Source organism: Streptomyces sp. NPDC006296, from assembly GCF_040613235.1.
GTDB lineage: Bacteria > Actinomycetota > Actinomycetes > Streptomycetales > Streptomycetaceae > Streptomyces.
In genome coordinates this window covers 1-19,507 of the sequence record NZ_JBEXRT010000008.1, presented here as the reverse complement: position 1 = coordinate 19,507, position 19,507 = coordinate 1, and the positions used below count along the sequence as shown (strand labels likewise).

The following is a 19,507-nucleotide window of genomic DNA, read 5'->3' as shown; positions in this document are numbered from 1 at the left end:
GACACCAGTGTTGTGGCAGGACATCACGATCGCCGGGACCGGTGCGTGGGTACCGCCCATCAGGCGCGAGCAGCAGCCGCGCGGCGGGCCGGACGCCGGACGCCCCTCCATGGCGGCCCTCAACGGATTCACCTCGGCCGCCGTCTCCACGGACCACACCGCGACGCAGATGGCGGCCCGTGCCGGCCTCAAGGCCCTGCGCCACGCGGACGTCACCGGCGCCGACCTCAGCCTCGTCGTGCACGCCCACTTCCAGGACGAGGACCACTACACCCCCGCGCCCTATCTGCTGCGGGTGCTCGGCGGACCGGACACCACCGGGATCGAGGTCGGCGCCGCCAGCGACGGCGGGGCCGCCGCACTGGTCACCGCCGCCGAGCACCTCACCGCCCGGCCGCAGGCGCACGCCGCCCTCGTCACGGCCGGCGCCCGGTTCCCCGCCGGACGCTGGGGGCACGTCCGGGAGACCGGCTATGTGGCGGGCGACGCCGGAGCCGCCGCAGTCCTCACCCGCCGCACGGGCTTCGCACGCCTGGCCGCGACCGCCCAGGCGGCGGAGCCGCGACTGGAGGTGCTGACCCGCGCCCGGGAAGGCCACACGGGCACCGGCCGCCCCTTCCTTGCGGAGGAGACCGGCCTCATGCCCCACATCGACGCACTGCAACGCTCCACCCGCCGCTGCGTCGAGACCGTCCTCGACGAGACCGGTGCGAAGCCCGAGGACATCGCGCACGTGGTCGCCATCGCGATCGGGTCGGTCGTGCTCGACATGGTGCTCGCGGCCACCCCCCTCGGCGTCCGTTCCGACGGGACCAGCTGGACCTTCGGCCGGCACCTCGGCCACGCCGGACCGAGCGACGTGCTGCTGGCCCTCGACCGGCTGTCCCGGTCCGGCACGCTCCGGGCCGGGCAGCGCGTCCTCGTCGTGAGCTTCGGACTGGGATTCCGCTGGACCACCGCGCTGCTCGAAGTCACCCGCGACCCCGCCGCCGTGCCGGCCGGTCGACCCCCGACGGAATGAGGCTGACCATGACAGACACGAGTACGGCGACCGCCGCGTCGGTCCCGCTCGCCCCAGGGTCCCTGCCTCTGCTGGGCCACGCCCTGCCGCTGCTCCGCGATCCGCTGGCGTTCATCATGTCCCTGTCCGGATACCGCACCATGGTCCGCGTCCGGCTGGGCCCCAGCTCCGCGGTCATGATCTGCGATCCGGCGCTGACCCGTCAGGTGTTCCTGAACGACCGGGTCTTCGACAAGGGCGGGCCGATCTACGACCGGATCCGCGAGGTCATCGGCGACGGCCTGTCCACCTGCTCCTACACCCTGCACCGGCGGCAGCGGCGGCTGTGCCAGCCCTCCTTCCACCCCACCCGGATGCCCGGCTACGGGGCGGTGTTCGCCGACGCGGCCGTGCGGAAGGCGGAGTCCTGGCGGGACGGGGACGTCCTCGACATCACCCAGGAGATGATGACGCTGACGACGCGCGCCACCATGCAGACGATGTTCAGCGGCGCGCTGCCCGAGGAGACCATGCGACGGGCCCTGGACGACACCGCCGTCATCGTCAGCGCGTTCTTCCGCCGGATGATGACACCCGCTCCGCTGCGCCGGGTGCCGACCCCGCAGAAGCGGCGCTACGACCGGGCCCGCGCCCGGCTCGCCGACACCATCGCGCAGATCATCGCCGAGCGGCGGGCCGATCCCACCGACCACGCCGACCTCCTGTCGGCACTGGTCGGGGCGGTGGACGAGGAGAGCGAGGCCGGGCGGGAGCAGCTGAGCGACGCCGAACTGGCCGACGAGGCACTGACGTTCTTCCTCGGCGGGATGGAGACCACGGCCATCACCCTGGCCTGGGCGCTGCACCTGCTCGCCACGAACCCCGACGTCCAGGAACGCCTCCGGGCCGAGACCGACGCCATCCTGGACGGCGGGAGGCCCGACCCCGCGCACCTGCCCTCACTCGGCCTGGCCGCCCGGGTGGTGACCGAGACACTGCGGCTGTATCCGCCCGCCTGGATGATGACCCGCACCCTCCGGGAGGACGCCGAACTCGGCGGCGTACGGCTCGAGAACGGCAGCACGCTCGTGCTCAGCCCGTACCTCCTGCACCGCCGGCCCGACCTGTACGCGGAGCCCGACCGGTTCGATCCGGACCGCTGGCTCGACGCCCAGCCCGACCGGGCCGCGTACATCCCGTTCGGCGCAGGACCCCGCAAGTGCATCGGGGACCAGTTCGCCCTCACCGAGGCCGTCCTCGCCCTCACCGCCGTCGTCGCCCGCTGGGAGCTGACCCCCGTCGGCGACCAGCCGTTCCGGCCGAAGGTCGAGACCAGCCTGAGCTCACGCGGGCTGAGCCTGCGGCTCCGCGAGCGACGGACGGACGACGCCGGGAAACCCGGCACCCACACGGCCGCCCTGCGGGCCGTACCCGACCAGCCGTCCACCCGAACGGGCATCGCGACCTGCCCCGTGAAGCACCAGGAGTGACGCAGTGAAGCCTCACCTGAAGCCCTTGGTGAAACAGCTCCTCGACTCCCGCGGAGCCGGTCCGGGCGCGGCGGCCCCCGCCGACACGCTGCACACCCCCTCGCGCCCCTGTCCGGACGGCTGGTTCTGCCTGGCCTTCGCCGACGAGGTGCGACCCGGATCCGTCCTCACCCGCCCGCTCGCCGGTGCGGAGGTCGTCGTCTACCGGACCGCCGGGGGCGTGCTGCGGGCGGTCCGGCCCCGGTGCCCCCATCTGGGAGCCCATCTCGGGGTCGGCGGATCGGTCGAGGGGGAGGACCTCGTCTGCCCCTTCCACCGGTTCGCGTTCGACCCGACCGGAGCCTGCGTGCGCACCGGCTACGACAAGCCGCCGCCGAGGGCCTCCCTGACGCAGTACCCGGTCCGCGAGGTGAACGGCTCCGTCTACGTGTGGCGGCACGCCCTCGGCCTGCCCCCGCAGTGGGACGTCCCGGCCTTCCCCATGAACGGCCGGCAGCCGTTCAGCCACGACACCTACGACATCGCCGGCCACCCGCAGGACGTCATCGAGAACGCCTTCGACTGGGGACACCTGCCCGCGCTGCACGGCCTGAAGGACCTCGACATCGAGGGCGCCCCCGTGCCCGGGGAACCGGTCAGCACCGTCACCGCGACGGCCCGCGGCACCGTCATGCGCGGGTTCCGCCAGTCCTACACCCTCACGGTGATCGGCCTCGGCACCATCGCGGCCCGGTCCGTGCTGCCCCGGGACGCCGGCAGCCTCTACGTGATGCTGCACGCGACCCCGACCGGCACGGGCCGCATCCAGCTCCGTTTCGGCACGAAGCTGGAGCTGAACGGGATCCCCGGTGTGCCGGGGACGATCGGGCGCGCGGCGGCGACCCCGCTGGCCCGGCTGCTCAGCGCCGTCCTGCAGCGGGTGGCCAGCGTCGACACCGGAGCGGACCTGCTGATGTGGCACCACCAGGAGCACGTCGAACAGCCCAGGCTCGCCCAGGGCGACGGCCCGATCGGCCGGTACCGGCAGTGGGCACAGCAGTTCTACACGCAGCCCGCGGGCGAACTCGCACCACCACGGCCTCCCCGGCGGACCGAAGTGAGCCACGCCGAGGAGTGACCGCCGGCCACGCACCGGTCGGCACGCACCGGGCCTGCACGCACGGGCCTGCGCCGCACCGGAGGGCCGCCGTACCGCTCCCGGGGCGCCGGCGCCCGCCGTGTGCGGACAGCCCTCCCGCAAGCCCGTCGACCCGGACCGAAAGAGAGGCGACATGCCAGCGGAGAACAGCTCACCCGGCGCCGTGCACCGGCTGACCGTGCTCGGAGCGGGAGTCATGGGATCGGGCATCGCCGCCCTCGCCGCCGGACACGGGATCGCGGTGTCGCTGATCGATCCGGACCGGCGCCGCCTGGACGAGGCACCGGCCAGGATCGCCCACCAGATACGGACGGCACGGCTGATGGGCGCCCTTCCGGACGGGACCGGCCCCGTCGCGGTCCTCACCGGCCCGTCGCTCGCCGGCCTGATGACGGCCGATCAGGCGGCCCCCACCGCGGTGATCGAGGCGGTCACCGAGGACGCCGACGCCAAGGCCGAGGTCCTCGCGGACGTCTCCGCGCTGGTGGTGCCCGGCACCCCGATCATCTCGAACACCTCGGCCATCCCGATCGACGAACTGGCCCGGGCGGCGGCCCGCCCGGCGGACCTGATCGGCACCCACTTCATGAATCCGCCCTGCCTGATCCGGACGGTCGAGGTCATCCGGGGCACGCACACCTCGCCGAGCACCCTGGACGCGCTGCGGAGCCTGCTCACCGCACTGCGCCGGGAGGCGATCGTGGTCGACGACGCACCGGGGTTCGTCACGAGCCGGATCCTGCACCCCATGATCAACGACGCGGTACGGGTGGTGGCGGCCGGCACCGCGAGCGCCGACTCCGTCGACCGCCTCATGCAGGGATGCCTGGGCCACCCGACCGGCCCGCTGCGCACCGCCGACCTCATCGGGCTCGACAACCTGGTCGATTCGCTGCGGGTGCTGCACAGCCGGACCGGCGACGAACGCAGCCGCCCCTGCGACCTCCTGCTGGAGATGGTGCGGAACGGCCACCTCGGCCGCAAGAGCGGGCGCGGCTTCTACGACTACGAGGGAGAACACGCATGACCACGTCATCCGACCGGCCGGTGCCGGAATCCACGGACGGCCCCGACACCGTCCAGTCGGACCTGCTCCGGCTCCTGGAGCGGCGCACGGGACGGACCTGGGCGACCGACGGGGACGTCTTCGGTGCCGGGGGGCTGTCCTCGCTCTTCGCCATGGAACTCGTGGTGCACCTGGAGCGGACGTACGGCGTCTCCATCCGCGGCGCCGACCTGCGGATGGAGAACTTCCGCACCGTGCTGCAGATGGCCGCGCTGGTCGAACGGCTCCGCGCCCCGGCCCCCGGCGGCTCCGGTGCGTGAACCCGTCGCCGCGGCGGCCGCGGCCGTCACGGAGCTGGTCGGCGACCGGGCGGGCGCCTGGGACCGGGAGGGCCGGCTGCCCGAGGACCTGATGCGGAAGCTCGGTGCGACCGGCCTGCTCACCGCGCAGATCCCGGCGCACCACGGCGGACCGGGCTGGAGCAGCGCCGACAACGGCGCGCTCACCGCCCACGTCGGCAGCCTGTGCAGCTCGCTCCGGAGCGTCATGACCTCGCAGGGAATGGCCGCGTGGGCCGTCGAACGGCTCGGTGACCCGGCACAGGCGGCGGACCTGCTGCCGCGACTGGCCTCCGGCGACCTGGCGGCCGTGGCCTTCAGCGAGCCGCAGGCGGGCAGCGACCTGTCGGCCGTCGGGACCACCGTCACCACCGACGGGGACTCCCTGCTGCTCACCGGCCGCAAGACCTGGGTGACCGCCGCCGACTACGCCGACCTCCTCCTCGTCGTCGCCCGGACGGGAGAGGGGGCCGCCGTGGCGGTGGTGCCCCGGACGGCCCCCGGCGTCCGGGTCCGGCGGGTGGCCGATCCGCTGGGCTGCCGGGCCGCCGGCCACGCGGACGTCACGTTCGACGAGGTACGGCTGCCCGCCGCCGCCCTGCTGGGCGGAGGGCGCCAGCCGCTGTCCCTGCTGGTGACGACCGCCCTCGCCTACGGCCGGATCTCCGTCGCCTGGGGCTGTGTGGGAATCCTGCGGGCCTGTGTGGCGGCCGCCGCCGGGCACGCGGGAACACGGCACCAGTTCGGCCGGCCGCTGGGGCGGCACCAGCTCGTCGCCCGGCACCTGGCCGACCTGTGGGCCGCCGAGCAGACCGCCACCCGGGCCTGCGAGTACGCCAGTCGCTGCTGGGACGACAACGCCGCCGATCTGGCCACCGCCGTCGTGCTGGCGAAGTACGTCGGGGCGGAGCACGCGGCCAGAGGCGCGGCGGCCGCGGTCCAGATCCTCGCGTCGGCCGGGGCCCAGGACGGGCACGTCGTCGCACGGGCGTACCGCGACGCCAAGCTCATGGAGATCATCGAGGGCAGCAACGAGATGTGTCAGCTGATCCTGGCCGACCACCTGCTCAACGGGCGGTGACCCCGCCCGGAGCGGCCGAAGCACGGCACGCCACGGCACAGCCCGGCAGAGGACAGGACGCGCGACGACACGACAGGGAGCCCGACATGAGCGACCCCGCCCCGCCGGACCCGCCCCCCACCGTGAAGTGTCTGGTCTGGGACCTGGACGACACGCTCTGGCGCGGCACGCTCCTGGAGGACGAGGACGTCGTCCTGCCCGAAGCGGTCCGCCGGGTGATCACCGGTCTGGACGCCCGCGGGATCCTCCAGTCGGTGTGCAGCCGCAACAGCCACGACCACGCCTGGGCCCGGCTCCGCGCACTCGGTGTCGCCGACTACTTCGTCGTGCCGGAGATCGGCTGGGGACGCAAGTCGGACGCCGTACGCCGGATCGCCGAGCGGCTGGACTTCGCCCCCGCCGCCCTCGCCTTCATCGACGACCAGCCCGCCGAACGCGCCGAGGTCGCCCATCACCTCCCGGACGTGCGCTGCTACCCGGCGCAGGACGCGCCGAAGCTGCTCGGCATGCCCGAATTCAGCCCGCGGTCGGTGACCGTCGACGCACGACGGCGCCGGACGATGTACCAGGCCGGTTTCCGGCGTACGGACGAGCAGGCACGGCACACCGGCTCCCACGAGGACTTCCTGCGCTCGCTCGGCATGGTGATGCGGATCGGCAGGGCCACCGCCGCCGAGCTGACGCGGGTCGAGGAACTGACGCTGCGCACCAGCCAGATGAACGCGACCGGGGTGCACTACCCCGACGAGGTGCTGCGCGCGCTGCTCACCCACCCCCGGCACGAGGTGCTGGTCGTGACGCTCACCGACCGCTTCGGCCCGCACGGAGCGGTGGGCGTGGTGCTGCTGGAGAGGCACGCGCGGGCCTGGCACCTCAAACTGCTCGCCACGTCGTGCCGCGTGGTGGCGTTCGGTGCCGGCACGGTCGTCCTGAACTGGCTGGCCGACCAGGCCGCCCGGGCCGGTGTCCACCTGCTGGCGGACTTCCGGGCCACCGACCGCAACCGGATGATGGAGATCGCCTACCGGTTCGCCGGCTTCGACGACGGGCCCTGCGCCTGCCGGGGGACGGTCACCGCGAGCGGCGGTGGGGAGGTCCGCCTGCTGCACCTGCTCGCCGCGCGGAGGGACGCTCCCGCGACGGTGCGGCTGGTCGCGCCGGATCTCGGCGACCCGCCGCCGTCCTCCCCGGCTCCGCACGGTCCGGCCCGTCCGGGCCGGTGAGGTGACGCGTCACCGGCGGCGGACCAGCGTGATGCCGTCGGCCATCGGGAGCATGGAGACGTCGACCCGCCGGTCCTCCCGGATCCTGGCGTTGACCTCGCGGACACCGGCGGTGTCCGCGTCGTCGGCGAGCGGATCGACGACCCGGCCGAAGAAGAGCGTGTTGTCCACCACCACCAGGCCACCGGGACGCACCAGCCGGAGCGCCAGCTCGTAGTACCGCGGATAGTTCGCCTTGTCGGCGTCGACGAAGACGAGGCCGAAACGGCCCGCACCGTCAGCCGCGAGCATGTCCTCGAGGAGGTCGGCCGCCTCCCCGATCCGCACCTCGATCCGGTCGAGAACGCCCGCCCGCCGCCAGTACTCGGCGCCGATCTCCGGCCACCGCACACTGATGTCGCAGGTGACCACCCGCCCCTGCGGCGGCAGGGCACGGGCCATGCACAGGGTGCTGTAGCCGGTGAAGGTGCCGATCTCCAGGACGTCCACGACGCCGGTCGCCGCGATCAGGAACGCGAGGAACTGGCCCTCCTCGGGCATCACCTGCATCGCTTTCCCGCCGGGCAGCTCCGCCGTCGTGCGGCGGAGCTCGCGCAGGATCCCGTCCTCCCTGAGCGAGTGTTCCCTGACATATTCCAGAAGCTCCGGGCCGGCCGCAGTCTGATCCGCCATACCGGAAAGCCTAGATCTCCCCGCACCCCGGTTCAACGGTGCATGTCCGGCCCGGCGGGGGCGCGTTCGTCCGCGGGGGAGCAGAGGTGCGGCGGCCCGCCCGCCTCCGTGCGCCGTGCGGGTCCGTCGCCTGCGGCACCGACGCCGATCCGCTGCTCCGATCCCGGCGCAGGTCCGTCTTCCGGACCCGACGCCGCTCCGTCCCTCGAACCGGTGCCGACGCGGACCCGTACCGCGGATCCGGCCCGGCGCCCGCGTCGGTCGTCTCGCCGCGGGGGCCGGGCCGGGACAGGCCGGCAGTACGTCGTTCGCTAGGCCGGGTCGATCCGGGAGACGGCGCCCGCTATTCCGAGGACGTACAGCTCGCCGTCGCCGTCCTGCACGAACGAGACCGTCTCACCGCCGTCGACACCGAGGTCGCTCACGCCGGTCACCTCGCCGTCCTCCATCTCCAGGGTGCGGACCGTGCCGTCGCAGTAGTCGCTGAACACGTACTGGCCCCGGAGGTCCGGGATCGCCTCCCCGCGGTACACGTATCCGCCGATCACCGAGCAGCCCAGTCCGGTGCGGTCGTACTCGTGGACCGGCGGCACGTGGTTCGCGGGCTCCGTGCCGCCCCGGAACGGATGGGTGCCCTCCATCTGGGACCAGCCGTAGTTCTCACCGCCCGTGCTGTCGGCCGGGGCCCAGTCGATCTCCTCCCATTCGCTCTGGCCGACGTCACCGATCAGCAGGTCACCCGTGCCGGAGTCGAAGGAGAACCGCCACGGGTTGCGCAGCCCGTAGGCCCAGATCTCGTCCCGGGCGTCGGGGTCGCCGACGAACGGGTTGTCCTGCGGGACCGCGTACGGGTCGCCGCCGCTCGGATCGATCCGCAGCATCTTGCCGAGCAGTGTGTCCAGGTTCTGCCCGTTGCCGTCGGGGTCGCCCCCCGAGCCGCCGTCGCCGAGCCCGATGTAGAGGTAGCCGTCGGGACCGAACGCGATGTCGCCGCCGTTGTGGTTCGAGTAGGGCTGGGTCTGGGTGAGGACGGTGCGTCGGGAATCCGGCTGGATCGTGCCGTCCTGCACGGCGAGCTCGTCCACGGTGCTGGTGCCTTCGAGATCCGTGAACGAGATGTAGAAGTGCGCGAACTCCTTGTCGAACGCCACGCCCAGCAGGCCGCGTTCGCCGTCGGTGGTGGTCTCGTCCGAGATGTCGAGTACGGGGTCACCCAGTCCGTCGTCGGTCAGGACCCGTACGGTGCCCGCGCGTTCGGCGATCCAGACGGTGCCGCCGGGGCCGGCGGTGCCGACGGACGGACTCTGGGCCGTCGCCACCTTGTTGAGCACGACCTGCGCCGCCGTACGCGGTGCGGTGCGCTCGTCGGCGGACGCCGTGGTCAGTGCGAGGGAAGCGACGAGGCAGACGGCGCCGACGAGCGCCGAACCTCTGGTGCGGATGTTCACCGTGACCTCCTGGAGGCGGCGCGGGGGGACGGCACCCGTCCGGTGAGGGCGGAGTCAGGGGGTGTCGCCCGTGCCGGTACGCAACCTGAGTGGGGGAGAAGTGCTACTGGCCACGGACGAGAGTACGGGGACGACGGAGTTTGGTATAGACCAGGTTTCAAGCCGTCCGTCCGTGGCGGTGCCCACGGCGCGGCGGTCACGGGCCCACCCCCGTGTCCGGTCGCGGGATGCGGCCGTACGGCGTGCACTGGAACAGCGGAGGCATGACCGGCGCCGCAGCGAGCACCCGTAGGTGACGCCGTCGGGTGATCCGCCGGCCCGGCCGGCCCCACCGTGGGCCGGCTCCAGGAGGAGGCGATACAGCGGTTCACCGACGGCCGTCCCCCGGCGCACGAGGAACGGCCGGGCAGAGCCCCCGGCCGCTGGGCTCCGGCCCACCGGCACGTCCGACAGCACCGACCGCAGGAAGGCGGGCGGGACCGTGCGCCCGCCCCGTACGCACCCCACCTCGTACCGACGAAAGGCGCTTCATCATGGCTGACCGGCCCCTGAACGGACATCGCGTCCTGGTTCTCGTCACCCCCTACGGAGTCGAGCAGGACGAACTGCTCGTACCGCTCGAACGGCTGCGTGCGGACGGCGCGGACGTGACCGTCGCCGCCACGAGCGCCGAGCCCGTCCGGACCCTGGTGGGAGACAAGGACCCGGGCCGGACGATCGAGCCCGACACCACCGTCGACGCGGTGGACCCGGCGGACCACCAGCTCCTCCTGCTGCCCGGCGGCACCCTCAACGCCGATCAGCTGCGCCTCGACGCCACCGCCCTGGCCCTGGTCAAGGCGTTCGCGTCGTCGGGCCGCCCGATCGCCGCCATCTGCCACGGGCCGTGGGCCCTGGTGGAGGCGGACGTGGTGCGGGGCAGGACCCTGACCTCGTACCCCTCCCTGCGCACCGACATCCGCAACGCGGGAGCCGCCTCCTGGGTCGACGAATCCGTGGTCAGCGACACCACGGGCGACTACCCCCTGGTCACCTCACGCACCCCTGGTGACCTCGACGACTTCCTCGATGCCGTCAACAAGGCGCTCGTCGGCTCCTGAGCGCTCCGCACCACGGCGGTGGCCCCCGGCCCGGCGCGAGCGGCCCGTGTACGCACCTCTCCTCGCGGGGGTCGCGCCGCCGGGCCGCTTGCGTCGGACCCGCGGGGACCTGCGGTCACGGCGGGCGCGCCGCGGACCGGCGGCCGTGGATTGCCGTGGAGGGAGCGGGGAAGGAAAGAGCCGACCGGCCGCGTAACGGTGGCATGCACGGATGCCGTGGCGTACCCGGCCCGACAAGGGTCGGCGGGTACGGCGACCCGCCGAGCCGAAAGGAGCAGCCTCACCATGGCACCCCCCGTTCCGCACCGGAGCCAGTGGTTCCGCACGTTCCACCCGCGCCCGGAGGCCCGGGCGACCCTGGTGTGCCTGCCGTACGCCGGAGGAGCCGCGCAGGCCTTCTTCTCGCTGTCGGCCCGCCTGCCCGACGAGATCGAGGTCATCGCCGCGCAGTACCCGGGGCGTCAGGACCGGCTGCGCGAGCCCTGCCTCGAAAGCGTCCAGGAGATGGCCCGGGGGGCCTTCGAGGAGCTCGGAGCACGCGTCGAGGGCCGCCCCTTCGCCCTCTTCGGGCACAGCATGGGCGGCGCCGTCGCGTTCGAACTGGCCCGGCTCCTCGAACGCGAGGGTCCCGCCGCGCCCAGCGCCCTGTTCGCCTCGGGCCGCCGCGCCCCGTCGGTCTCCGGCGACCGCGGCGTGCGCTTCCTCGACGACGACGGCATCGTCGAGGTGCTCCGGGAGCTCGACGGCACCGACAGCCGGGTCCTCGACGAGCCCGAGCTGATGCGGCTCGTGCTGCCCGCGATCCGCGCCGACTACGGCGCGGCGGAGACCTACCACACCGGCACCGACGCCCTGGTGGGCACGCCGATCGTGGCCCTCGCGGGGGACCGGGACTCCCATGTCCGGCTCGACGAGGTGTCCGCCTGGGGTGCGCACACCACCGGCGCCTTCGACATGAGGGTCTTCTCCGGCGGCCACTTCTTCCTGACCGACCACGAGCCGGAGATCGCCGCCCTCGTCACCGACACCTTGCGCGCCACCGCCGGCTCCGGGCCCCTGGCGGGCTGAGCAGGAGCCCGGGCACGGACGGAGCGGGGGGCCGGGCGGCAGGATGCAGCCGCCCGGCCCCCCGCTCCGTCTGCACGCACGCGGGCGTCAGGCCCCCGGGCCCCGCAGCCTGATCGCCGCGGTCGGGCAGTGCCCGGCGGCCTCCCGGACCGCCTCCCGCAGGCCGGCGGGAGGCTCGGGAAGCAGGACGACGGCCCGGCCGTCGTCCGCGTCCTGGTCGAACACCTCACCCGCCGTCAGGGTGCACATCCCGGACCCGATGCAGCGTTCGCCGTCGACCTCGATCCGCACGGTCACCCGTCCCAGGTGACCGGGAGACGCTTCACCCCGTGGATGTCGGACAGCTCCGTCCGCAGCGCGATGTCCTCGGCCGGCACGGCCAGCCGCAGGGAGGGGAAGCGGTTCACCAGCGCGGGGAAGGCGACGCGCATCTCGACACGCGCCAGCTGCTGGCCCAGGCACTGGTGGATCCCGTGCCCGAACGCCACGTGCCCGCCGTCCTGGCGCCCGAAGTCGAGCACGTGCGGGTCGGTGAAGCGCTCGGGGTCACGGTTCGCCGTGTTGTAGGACAGGATGAGGGACGAACCGGCCTCGACGGTGTGGTCCCCGAGCCGCACGTCCTCCAGCGCCGTCCGCATGAAGGTCTTGCCCACGCTGAGGTAGCGCAGCAGTTCCTCCACCGCCCGGTCGGTGAGCCCGGGGTCGGCGCGCAGCGCGGCGAGCTGCTCCGGGTGGCGCAGCAGCGCGAAGGTCCCGAGCGCCAGCATGTTCGCCGTGGTGTCCAGACCGGCGGCGAGCAGGACCAGGGCCATGCCCCGCAGCTCCTCGTCGGAGAGGTCGCTGTCGGTGAGCTCGCTGAGCACGTCGTCGGTGGGATGCGCACGCTTCGCGGCCACCAGCTCGCCGAGCCGGTGCCGGGTCTCCGCGTAGGCGGCGACCGCGTCCTCCTCCTGCGCCTCGGCGTCCATGAAGGACGCGAACTGCGCCTGGAAGGAAGCACGGTCGGAGTGCGGCACGCCCAGCAGTTCACAGATCATCATGGCCGGGACGGGCTGGGCGAACGCGCTCACCAGATCCGTGGGCGGACCCGACTCCGCCATGGTGTCCAGGTGTTCGGCGGTGATCTGCTCGACGCGCTCGGTGAGCAGCCGCATCCGCCGCACGGTGAACTTCCCCATCAGCGGCTTGCGGTAGCGGCTGTGCTCCGGGTCGTCCATGAGGAGGAACTCACCCGGCGGCACCGGCGGCAGCGTCAGGCCGCCGTAGTCGACGGTCGGATGCCGCATGAGCTCCCGCCGCGAACTGAACCGGGGGTCCGCCAGCACCGACCGGATCAGGTCGTACCCCGTGACCAGCCAGCCGAGGTGACCGCCGGGGAAGGTGTAGCGGCTGAGCGGACCGTCCCGCCGGGCTTCGAGCAGCTCCGCCGGAGGGTCGAAGGGGCAGCCGGCCCGCCGTGCCGCGGGCAGTGTGGAGACGGTGTGCAACGGGTCGCCCATGACCCTTCCTCATCTCGCGAGAGTACGAATTCGACCATTCCCGGAATTCCGGAGCGCTGCGGGTCCCCAAAGGGCCTCATTCGGATGATGTCCCCTTCCGCCGCCCGCTTCCGGGAATCCCTCCGCAACTCCGGTACCTCAATGTCGCACGATCGCTCATCGCGTAGTCATGTGAAAAGAAGATCCGTGCCGTAACGGCGGAAGTCGCTGATACCGGCGCAGGCCGGGCCGCGGTGACGATGGCGAGAGCTCTGTGGAGTTCACGGCCGGCCGGCCACCCCGACGAGTAGGCGGTTCCCTGCATGCTTCTGAACAGTTTCGACGAGTGGTCGCGCCTGCGCGAGGTCGTGGTCGGCTCCGCGGAGAACTACGTCTCGCACGAGCGGGAGCTCTCGTTCGACCTCTTCTTCCACGACAACCTCGCGCAGGACAACCCCGGCCGGTCCGAGTGGTACTACCCCCGGCTCTCCGCACGGAGCGAAGGGGACGACCGGCAACGGCTGCCGGTGGCCCGGCGCTACGTGGACGAACTGAACGAGGACCTCGAAGGCCTCGCCGGTACGCTGCGCGACCTCGGCGTCACCGTCCACCGCCCCCGCACGCTGCCCGCCGGGACCGCGGAGGTCACCACCCCGGCCTGGTCCGCTTCGGTCGTACCGCCGCTCAACATCCGCGACAACACGCTCGTCCTCGGTGACGAGATCATCGAGACACCCCCGATGATCCGCTCCCGCTACTTCGAGACCCAGATGCTGAAACCGCTGTTCCAGGAGTACTTCCGGCGCGGCTGCCGCTGGACCACGATGCCCCGCCCGCTGATGACGGACGCCTCGTTCGACCTCTCCTACGTGCGGACCGCGACCGTCGGCGGACCGACCGAGCCGATCGCCGAACCCACCCCCTCGCCCTGGGACGTCGGCCCGGAGATGATGTTCGACGCGGCGCAGTGCCTCCGGCTCGGCCGGGACATCGTCGCGAACGTCTCGACGGAGAACCACGCACTCGCCGTCACCTGGCTGGAACGCCACCTCGAAGGCCGCTTCCGCGTCCACCGCGTCCACCGGCTGAGCGACAGCCACATCGACAGCATGGTGCTGGCCCTGCGCCCCGGCCTGCTGCTCGTCCGCTCCGATGCGGTCGCCGACGCCCTGCCGCCCGCCCTGCGCCGCTGGGACCGCATCGTCGCCCCGACCCCCACGCAGAACGGCTTCCCGCAGTACGACGACGACGCGCTCATCCTGACCAGCCCCTTCATCGACCTGAACGTACTGTCCGTCGATCCGGAGACGGTGCTGGTCAACGAGGCCAGCCCCGAGCTCGTCCGGACCCTGGAGCGGGCGAAGTTCACCGTCGTGCCGGTACGCCACCGGCACCGTCGCCTCTTCGGCGGAGGCTTCCACTGCTTCACCCTCGACACCGTGCGCGACGGCGGGGCCGAGGACTACCTCGACTGACCGCCCGCCGCACCCCGCGGCCTTTCCGCCTTTTCCGGCACGGGGAGAACCGGTTCGCCGCGACACGGTGACGCGGAACGCCCCGAGGACGTAACGGCGGCCTTCCCCGATGGTGCCGCACCCGTCGAATGGAAGCGTGGGAGGCTCGCGATGCGTACTGCTCGCACCTGTCCCTTTTGCTTTTACGGGGGGACGGTGTGCGGATATTCCGCTCACTCGCGTACGCTCTCCGGCTTTTGCTTGTCGGTTTTTCGCTCTTCGTACAGAGAGTTCGGAGTTCCCGGGCCACCGGGGATTCCGGAGAATCCAGCACACTAGGGAGTCGCACTCATGAGGGCAGCGGACGGCCTGGACTCGGCTCTCGCCATCGTCGGCGTCTCCTGCCGCTTCGCCGGCGCGGAGAACCCGGACGCGTTGTGGCGGCTGCTCGCCTCGGGCGGGAGTGCCGTCGGCGAGGTGCCGCCCGGCCGCTGGACGGGCCCGGACGCCGAACGGACCCCTCGTACCGGTGCCTACCTGGAGCACGTCGACCGGTTCGACGCCGCGTTCTTCGGGATCTCGCCGCGCGAGGCGCCCTTCGTCGACCCGCAGCAGCGCCTCGCCCTCGAACTCGGCTGGGAGGCGCTGGAGGACGCCCGGATCACACCGGACCGGGTCCGCGACACCCGGCTCGGCACCTTCGTCGGAGTCACCGGCGACGACTACGCCCAACTGCTCTCCCCGCACGTCGGGACGCTCGCCACCCAGCACGCGCTCACCGGGGTGCAGCGCGGCGTCCTCGCCAACCGGCTGGCCGGCTTCCTCGGCGCCCGGGGCCCGAGCGTCACGGTCGACTCCGCGCAGTCCTCCTCCCTGGTCGCCCTCCACCTCGCGTCCGCGAGCCTGCGCGCAGGAGAGTCCGACGCCGCCCTGGTCTGCGGCGTCAACCTCCACCTGCTCCCGCAGAGCGTGCTGCTCGCCGCCCGCCTCGGCGCCCTGTCCTCGCTCGGCCGCTGCCACACCTTCGACGAGCGGGCCGACGGCTACGTACCCGGCGAGGGCGGCGGCGCCGTCGTCCTGAAGCGCCTCGACACCGCACTCGCCGACGGCGACCGCATCCTGTGCCTGGTCCGCGGCAGCGCGACCAACAACGACCACGCCGGCGCGACCCTGACCGCACCGACCGCCGAGGCCCAGTCCGACGTCCTCACCTCCGCCTACCGGAACGCCGGAATCGCCCCCGAGGCCGTCGACTACGTCGAACTGCACGGCACCGGCACTCCCACCGGGGACCCCGTCGAGGCCGCCGCGCTGGGCCGCGCACTCGGCCGTCACCGCCCGGCGGACCGCCCCCTCGCCGTCGGTTCGGTGAAGACCAACATCGGCCACCTCAGCGCCGCCTCCGGAATCGCCGGCCTCCTCAAGGTCGTCCTCTCCCTCCGGCACCGCCGGCTGCCCGCCAGCCTCAACTTCGAGAACCCCAACCCGCGCATCCCGCTCGACGCACTGCGTCTGCGGGTGCAGCGGGAGCTCGGGCCGTGGCCGGACGCTCCCGGGGGATCCGGTGAGGACGGTGAACGGATCGCCGGCGTCAGCTCCTTCGGCATGGGGGGCACCAACTGCCATGTCGTCCTCTCCGGATGGGAGGAGCGCTCGGCCGCGCCCGCCGGTCCCTCGGTGCCGTCCGCCGCATGGCCGTGGCTGCTGTCCGGACGAGGGGACGCCGCGCTGCGCGAGGCCGCGTCCCGCCTGCTCTCCAGCCCTGTCGTCGACGCCGGCGAGGCGTCGGACGCCGAGGTGGCGTGGTCCCTCGCCACCTCGCGCACGGGGTTCGAGCGGCGGGCGGCCGTCGTGGCACCCTCGCACGGCGAACTGCTGACCGGCGTACGCGCGCTCGCCGACGGAACCCCCGCGCCCGGCGTCGTGCTGTCCGGCCCGGAGACGGGCGGGACGGGAGTGGTGTTCTCGGGTGGGACACCGGAGCCCGGAGCCGCCGCCCTTGCCGTCTTTCCGGAGTTCGCCCGGGGGCTCGCCGAGGTCTGCGAGGCCTTCGACGAGGTGGCCGCCGAGGTCGCCGGCGCACTCGCCCTGACGGCGGAGACCACGGCGCGGCTCGGGCTCGACGACGGGACGTTCGGCGCGGCTCTGCGCCGGACCATGACCGGGGAGACCGACGGCCCGGAGTGCGCGGGCCGCGCCGAGGCCGGTGCCTTCGCGTTCGCCGTGGCCTCGTGGCGGCTGCTGACCTCCTGGGGCATCCGGCCGTCGGCGGTGGTGGGCCACGGGCCGGGCGAGCCCGCCGCCGCCCATGCGTCGGGTCTCTGGTCGTTGAGGGACGCGGCCCGCGCGGTGCTGGCGCGAGGCTGGCTGAGTGAAGTCCCGGCGCCCGACCGGGCGGACGCCCATCACCGGGTGCTGTCCTCCATCGAGCCCGGTGACCCGCGACTGACCATGACGTCCACGGCCGCGGAGGGGACGGCGGAATCCGCCCGCCTCCGTGACCCGGCGCACTGGGTGCGGCTGGCACAGGAGACGGCCCCGCTCGACACCGCCCTGGCGGTGCTGCGGAACAGCGACCTGCCGACCTTCGTGGAGATCGGCCCGGAGGCCGCTCTGGCCGCCCTGGCCGTGGACCGGGACGCGGAGGGCCTTCCCGCCGTCGTGCCACTGGCCGGAGACGCTGGGGGCGGCGTGTCGCTCAGGTCGCTGGCGCGGCTGTGGGTGGCGGGCGCCGATGTCGACTGGACTCCCGTGCTGGGCGGTGCCCGGTGTGTCGACCTGCCGACCTACCCCTTCCAGCGGCGGCGCTACTGGCTCGACGTCGAACCGGCGCCGAAGGCCGCGCGGGAGCCTGCCGCCGTGCCGGACACGGCCCCTGAGACAGCCTCCGCGCCGCGGGCATCGGACGCCCCGCGGGCCACGGACGCAGCCCGGTCCGCGGGCGCCGTTCAGGCAGCCGACACCGGTGGCACGGACCCGGAGGAGGGCTCCGGACGTGCGGAGTTCGCCCTGCTGGCCGCGCTCACCGGCGCCAAGCGTGCGTCGGCGCTCCGTGCCTTCGTCTGCGAGCGGGCGGCCGTCGTCATGCGGGAGACGAGTCCGGTCGACCCGGCGCGCACGTTCAAGGACCTCGGGTTCGACTCCGTCATGATCGAGGAACTCGGCAAGGACCTCGCGGCCCGCACCGGACTCCCCGTCAGGGGAAGCACCGTCTTCGACCACCCCACGCCCAGGGCCCTGGCCGCGCACCTCGACGCCTCGCTCGGCAGCGCCGGCCCGCACAACGCACCCCACGAACCTGCCGACTCCCGGACACCCGCGACCGGTCTGGCCGCACGCGCCCAGGCGCCCGGTGCGGCCGACGCCGCACCGGACCCGTCGGCATCCCCGACACCCGCCGGCCGGGCCGACGACGCGGCGACCGCTCCGGCGACCGGCCCGGCACCCGACGAGGACCGGAGCCCGCGGTACACCGGCGGCGACGACCCGATCGCCATCGTCGGCACGGCCTGCCGCTACCCGGGCGCAGTCGCCTCGGCGGACGACCTCTGGCGCCTCGTCGCCGAAGGGACGCACGCCGGCACGACCTGGCCCACGGACCGCGGCTGGGCACCACGCGGTACGGGCACGGACGCGTCCGCCCCCGGCGGCGGGTTCCTCGACGGAGCCGCCGACTTCGACGCGGAGTTCTTCGGCATCGCGCCCCGCGAGGCGCTGACGATGGACCCGCAGCAGCGGCTGCTCCTGGAGACCTCCTGGGAAGCCCTGGAACAGGCCGGAATGGACCCGTACAGCCTGTCCTCCTCGAACACCGGCGTCTATGTGGGCGCCACCACGCACGACTACGGACCCCGCGCCCATCAGGCACCCGACCACCTGGCCGGCCAGATCCTCACCGGCAGCACCCCGAGCGTCCTGTCGGGGCGGGTGGCCTACACGTTCGGTTTCGAGGGTCCTGCGGTGACGGTGGACACGGCGTGTTCGTCGTCGTTGGTGGCGGTGCATCTCGCGGGGCGGGCGTTGCGGTCCGGTGAGTGCGATCTGGCCCTGGCGGGAGGCGTGACCGTCATGGCGACGGACGGCATGTTCCGCGAGTTCGGCCGGCAGGGCGGCCTCGCGGCGGACGGCCGGTGCAAGCCCTTCTCCGCGGACGCCGACGGCACGGCGTGGTCCGAGGGGGTCGGTGTCCTCGTGCTGGAACGGCTGTCGGACGCCCGCCGGAACGGTCACCGGGTCCTCGCGGTGGTGCGGGGGAGCGCGGTGAACCAGGACGGCGCGTCCAACGGCCTGTCCGCTCCCAGCGGCGCGGCCCAGCAGCGGGTGATCCGGGCGGCGCTGGCCGATGCGGGGCTCGGTGCACCGGACGTGGACGTGGTGGAGGCGCACGGTACGGGTACGCGGCTGGGCGATCCGATCGAGGCGGAGGCGTTGCTGGCGACGTACGGGCAGGGGCGTGGTCCGGAGCGGCCGTTGTGGCTGGGGTCGGTGAAGTCGAACATCGGGCACACGCAGGCCGCTGCGGGTGTGGCGGGTGTGATCAAGATGGTCGAGGCGTTGCGGCGGGGTGTGTTGCCGGCGTCGTTGCACGCGGCGGAGCCGTCGTCGCGGGTGGACTGGTCCTCGGGTGGTGTGCGGCTGCTGGCGGAGGCCCGTGAGTGGTCCGGGCCGGCAGACGGGGTGCGTCGGGCGGGTGTGTCCTCGTTCGGGATCAGCGGCACCAACGCCCACCTGATCGTGGAGCAGGCCCCGGCCGTGAGCGAGCCGGCCGGCCGTCGTGACGTGCCCCCCGTGGTGCCGTGGGTGCTCTCGGCCCGGAGCACCGACGCCCTCCGGGACCAGGCCGGGCGCCTCGCCGCGTTCGTGGACGGCCGCCCCGACGTGTCCGCAGCGGACGTGGGGCTCTCCCTCGCGTCGGGGCGTGCGGTGCATGGGTGTCGTGGGGTGGTGGCGGGGGGTTCGCGGGAGGAGTTGTTGGACGGGGTGCGGGCTCTGGCTCGTGGTGCGGGTGTGG

General features: G+C 73.4%; 15 protein-coding genes. 11 read left to right on the top strand and 4 right to left on the bottom strand.

The annotated features are described in order from the left end of the window. The first annotated feature begins 7 nt into the window (after positions 1-7). From ABZ172_RS07730 to ABZ172_RS07700, 7 genes are all read left to right on the top strand, one after another. Complete coding sequence (locus ABZ172_RS07730) at positions 8-1,021, top strand: 3-oxoacyl-[acyl-carrier-protein] synthase III C-terminal domain-containing protein (protein WP_356881243.1); 1,014 nt, start codon at positions 8-10, stop codon at positions 1,019-1,021. An 8-nt stretch (positions 1,022-1,029) separates the two neighbouring features. Continuing rightward, positions 1,030-2,490 (top strand): cytochrome P450, encoded by a 1,461-nt coding sequence (locus ABZ172_RS07725; RefSeq protein WP_356881241.1) that lies wholly within the window; start codon positions 1,030-1,032, stop codon positions 2,488-2,490. A 4-nt stretch (positions 2,491-2,494) separates the two neighbouring features. Continuing rightward, positions 2,495-3,607 (top strand): Rieske 2Fe-2S domain-containing protein, encoded by a 1,113-nt coding sequence (locus tag ABZ172_RS07720; protein ID WP_356881239.1) that lies wholly within the window; start codon positions 2,495-2,497, stop codon positions 3,605-3,607. A 154-nt stretch (positions 3,608-3,761) separates the two neighbouring features. Further along, entirely contained in the window at positions 3,762-4,655 is an 894-nt protein-coding gene (locus ABZ172_RS07715) for a 3-hydroxyacyl-CoA dehydrogenase family protein (protein WP_356881237.1), read from the top strand. Beyond that, the gene (locus ABZ172_RS07710) at positions 4,652-4,954 is read left to right on the top strand and encodes an acyl carrier protein (RefSeq protein WP_356881235.1); all 303 of its coding nucleotides are present in this window, start codon (positions 4,652-4,654) and stop codon (positions 4,952-4,954) included. Before ABZ172_RS07715 ends, ABZ172_RS07710 begins: the two co-directional genes overlap by 4 nt. Beyond that, a complete protein-coding gene (locus tag ABZ172_RS07705) occupies positions 4,947-6,053 on the top strand; it encodes an acyl-CoA dehydrogenase family protein (protein ID WP_356881233.1) in 1,107 nt (368 codons plus the stop codon). Before ABZ172_RS07710 ends, ABZ172_RS07705 begins: the two co-directional genes overlap by 8 nt. A gap of 86 nt (positions 6,054-6,139) precedes the next feature. Continuing rightward, positions 6,140-7,276, top strand: a complete 1,137-nt coding sequence (locus tag ABZ172_RS07700; protein WP_356881231.1) for an HAD-IIIC family phosphatase — start codon at positions 6,140-6,142, stop codon at positions 7,274-7,276. 9 nt (positions 7,277-7,285) lie between these two features. On the opposite strand, the gene ABZ172_RS07695 is transcribed toward ABZ172_RS07700, so the two are convergent. Together ABZ172_RS07695 and ABZ172_RS07690 are read right to left on the bottom strand one after the other, a co-directional pair. Next, a complete protein-coding gene (locus ABZ172_RS07695) occupies positions 7,286-7,948 on the bottom strand; it encodes a class I SAM-dependent methyltransferase (RefSeq protein ID WP_356881229.1) in 663 nt (220 codons plus the stop codon). A 311-nt stretch (positions 7,949-8,259) separates the two neighbouring features. Then, positions 8,260-9,396 (bottom strand): PQQ-dependent sugar dehydrogenase, encoded by a 1,137-nt coding sequence (locus ABZ172_RS07690; protein ID WP_356881227.1) that lies wholly within the window; start codon positions 9,394-9,396, stop codon positions 8,260-8,262. 533 nt (positions 9,397-9,929) lie between these two features. On the opposite strand from ABZ172_RS07690, the gene ABZ172_RS07685 reads away from it, so the two are divergent. Continuing rightward, the gene (locus ABZ172_RS07685) at positions 9,930-10,496 is read left to right on the top strand and encodes a type 1 glutamine amidotransferase domain-containing protein (RefSeq protein ID WP_356881225.1); all 567 of its coding nucleotides are present in this window, start codon (positions 9,930-9,932) and stop codon (positions 10,494-10,496) included. A 285-nt stretch (positions 10,497-10,781) separates the two neighbouring features. Next, entirely contained in the window at positions 10,782-11,564 is a 783-nt protein-coding gene (locus tag ABZ172_RS07680) for an alpha/beta fold hydrolase (RefSeq protein WP_356881223.1), read from the top strand. A gap of 87 nt (positions 11,565-11,651) precedes the next feature. Here ABZ172_RS07680 and ABZ172_RS07675 read toward each other — a convergent pair whose 3' ends face one another. Next, positions 11,652-11,855 carry a ferredoxin gene (locus ABZ172_RS07675; protein WP_356881533.1) on the bottom strand — a complete coding sequence of 68 codons (204 nt, stop codon included), beginning with the start codon at positions 11,853-11,855 and terminating at the stop codon, positions 11,652-11,654. 2 nt (positions 11,856-11,857) lie between these two features. Then, positions 11,858-13,063 (bottom strand): cytochrome P450, encoded by a 1,206-nt coding sequence (locus tag ABZ172_RS07670; RefSeq protein ID WP_356881221.1) that lies wholly within the window; start codon positions 13,061-13,063, stop codon positions 11,858-11,860. 302 nt (positions 13,064-13,365) lie between these two features. Between ABZ172_RS07670 and ABZ172_RS07665 the strand changes: the two genes are divergently transcribed. Next, positions 13,366-14,517 (top strand): glycine amidinotransferase, encoded by a 1,152-nt coding sequence (locus tag ABZ172_RS07665; RefSeq protein ID WP_356881219.1) that lies wholly within the window; start codon positions 13,366-13,368, stop codon positions 14,515-14,517. Positions 14,518-14,847: 330 nt separating this feature from the next. Continuing rightward, positions 14,848-19,507, top strand: a 4,660-nt coding sequence (locus ABZ172_RS07660) for a beta-ketoacyl synthase N-terminal-like domain-containing protein (protein ID WP_356881217.1), incomplete at its 3' end; no start/stop codon positions are given.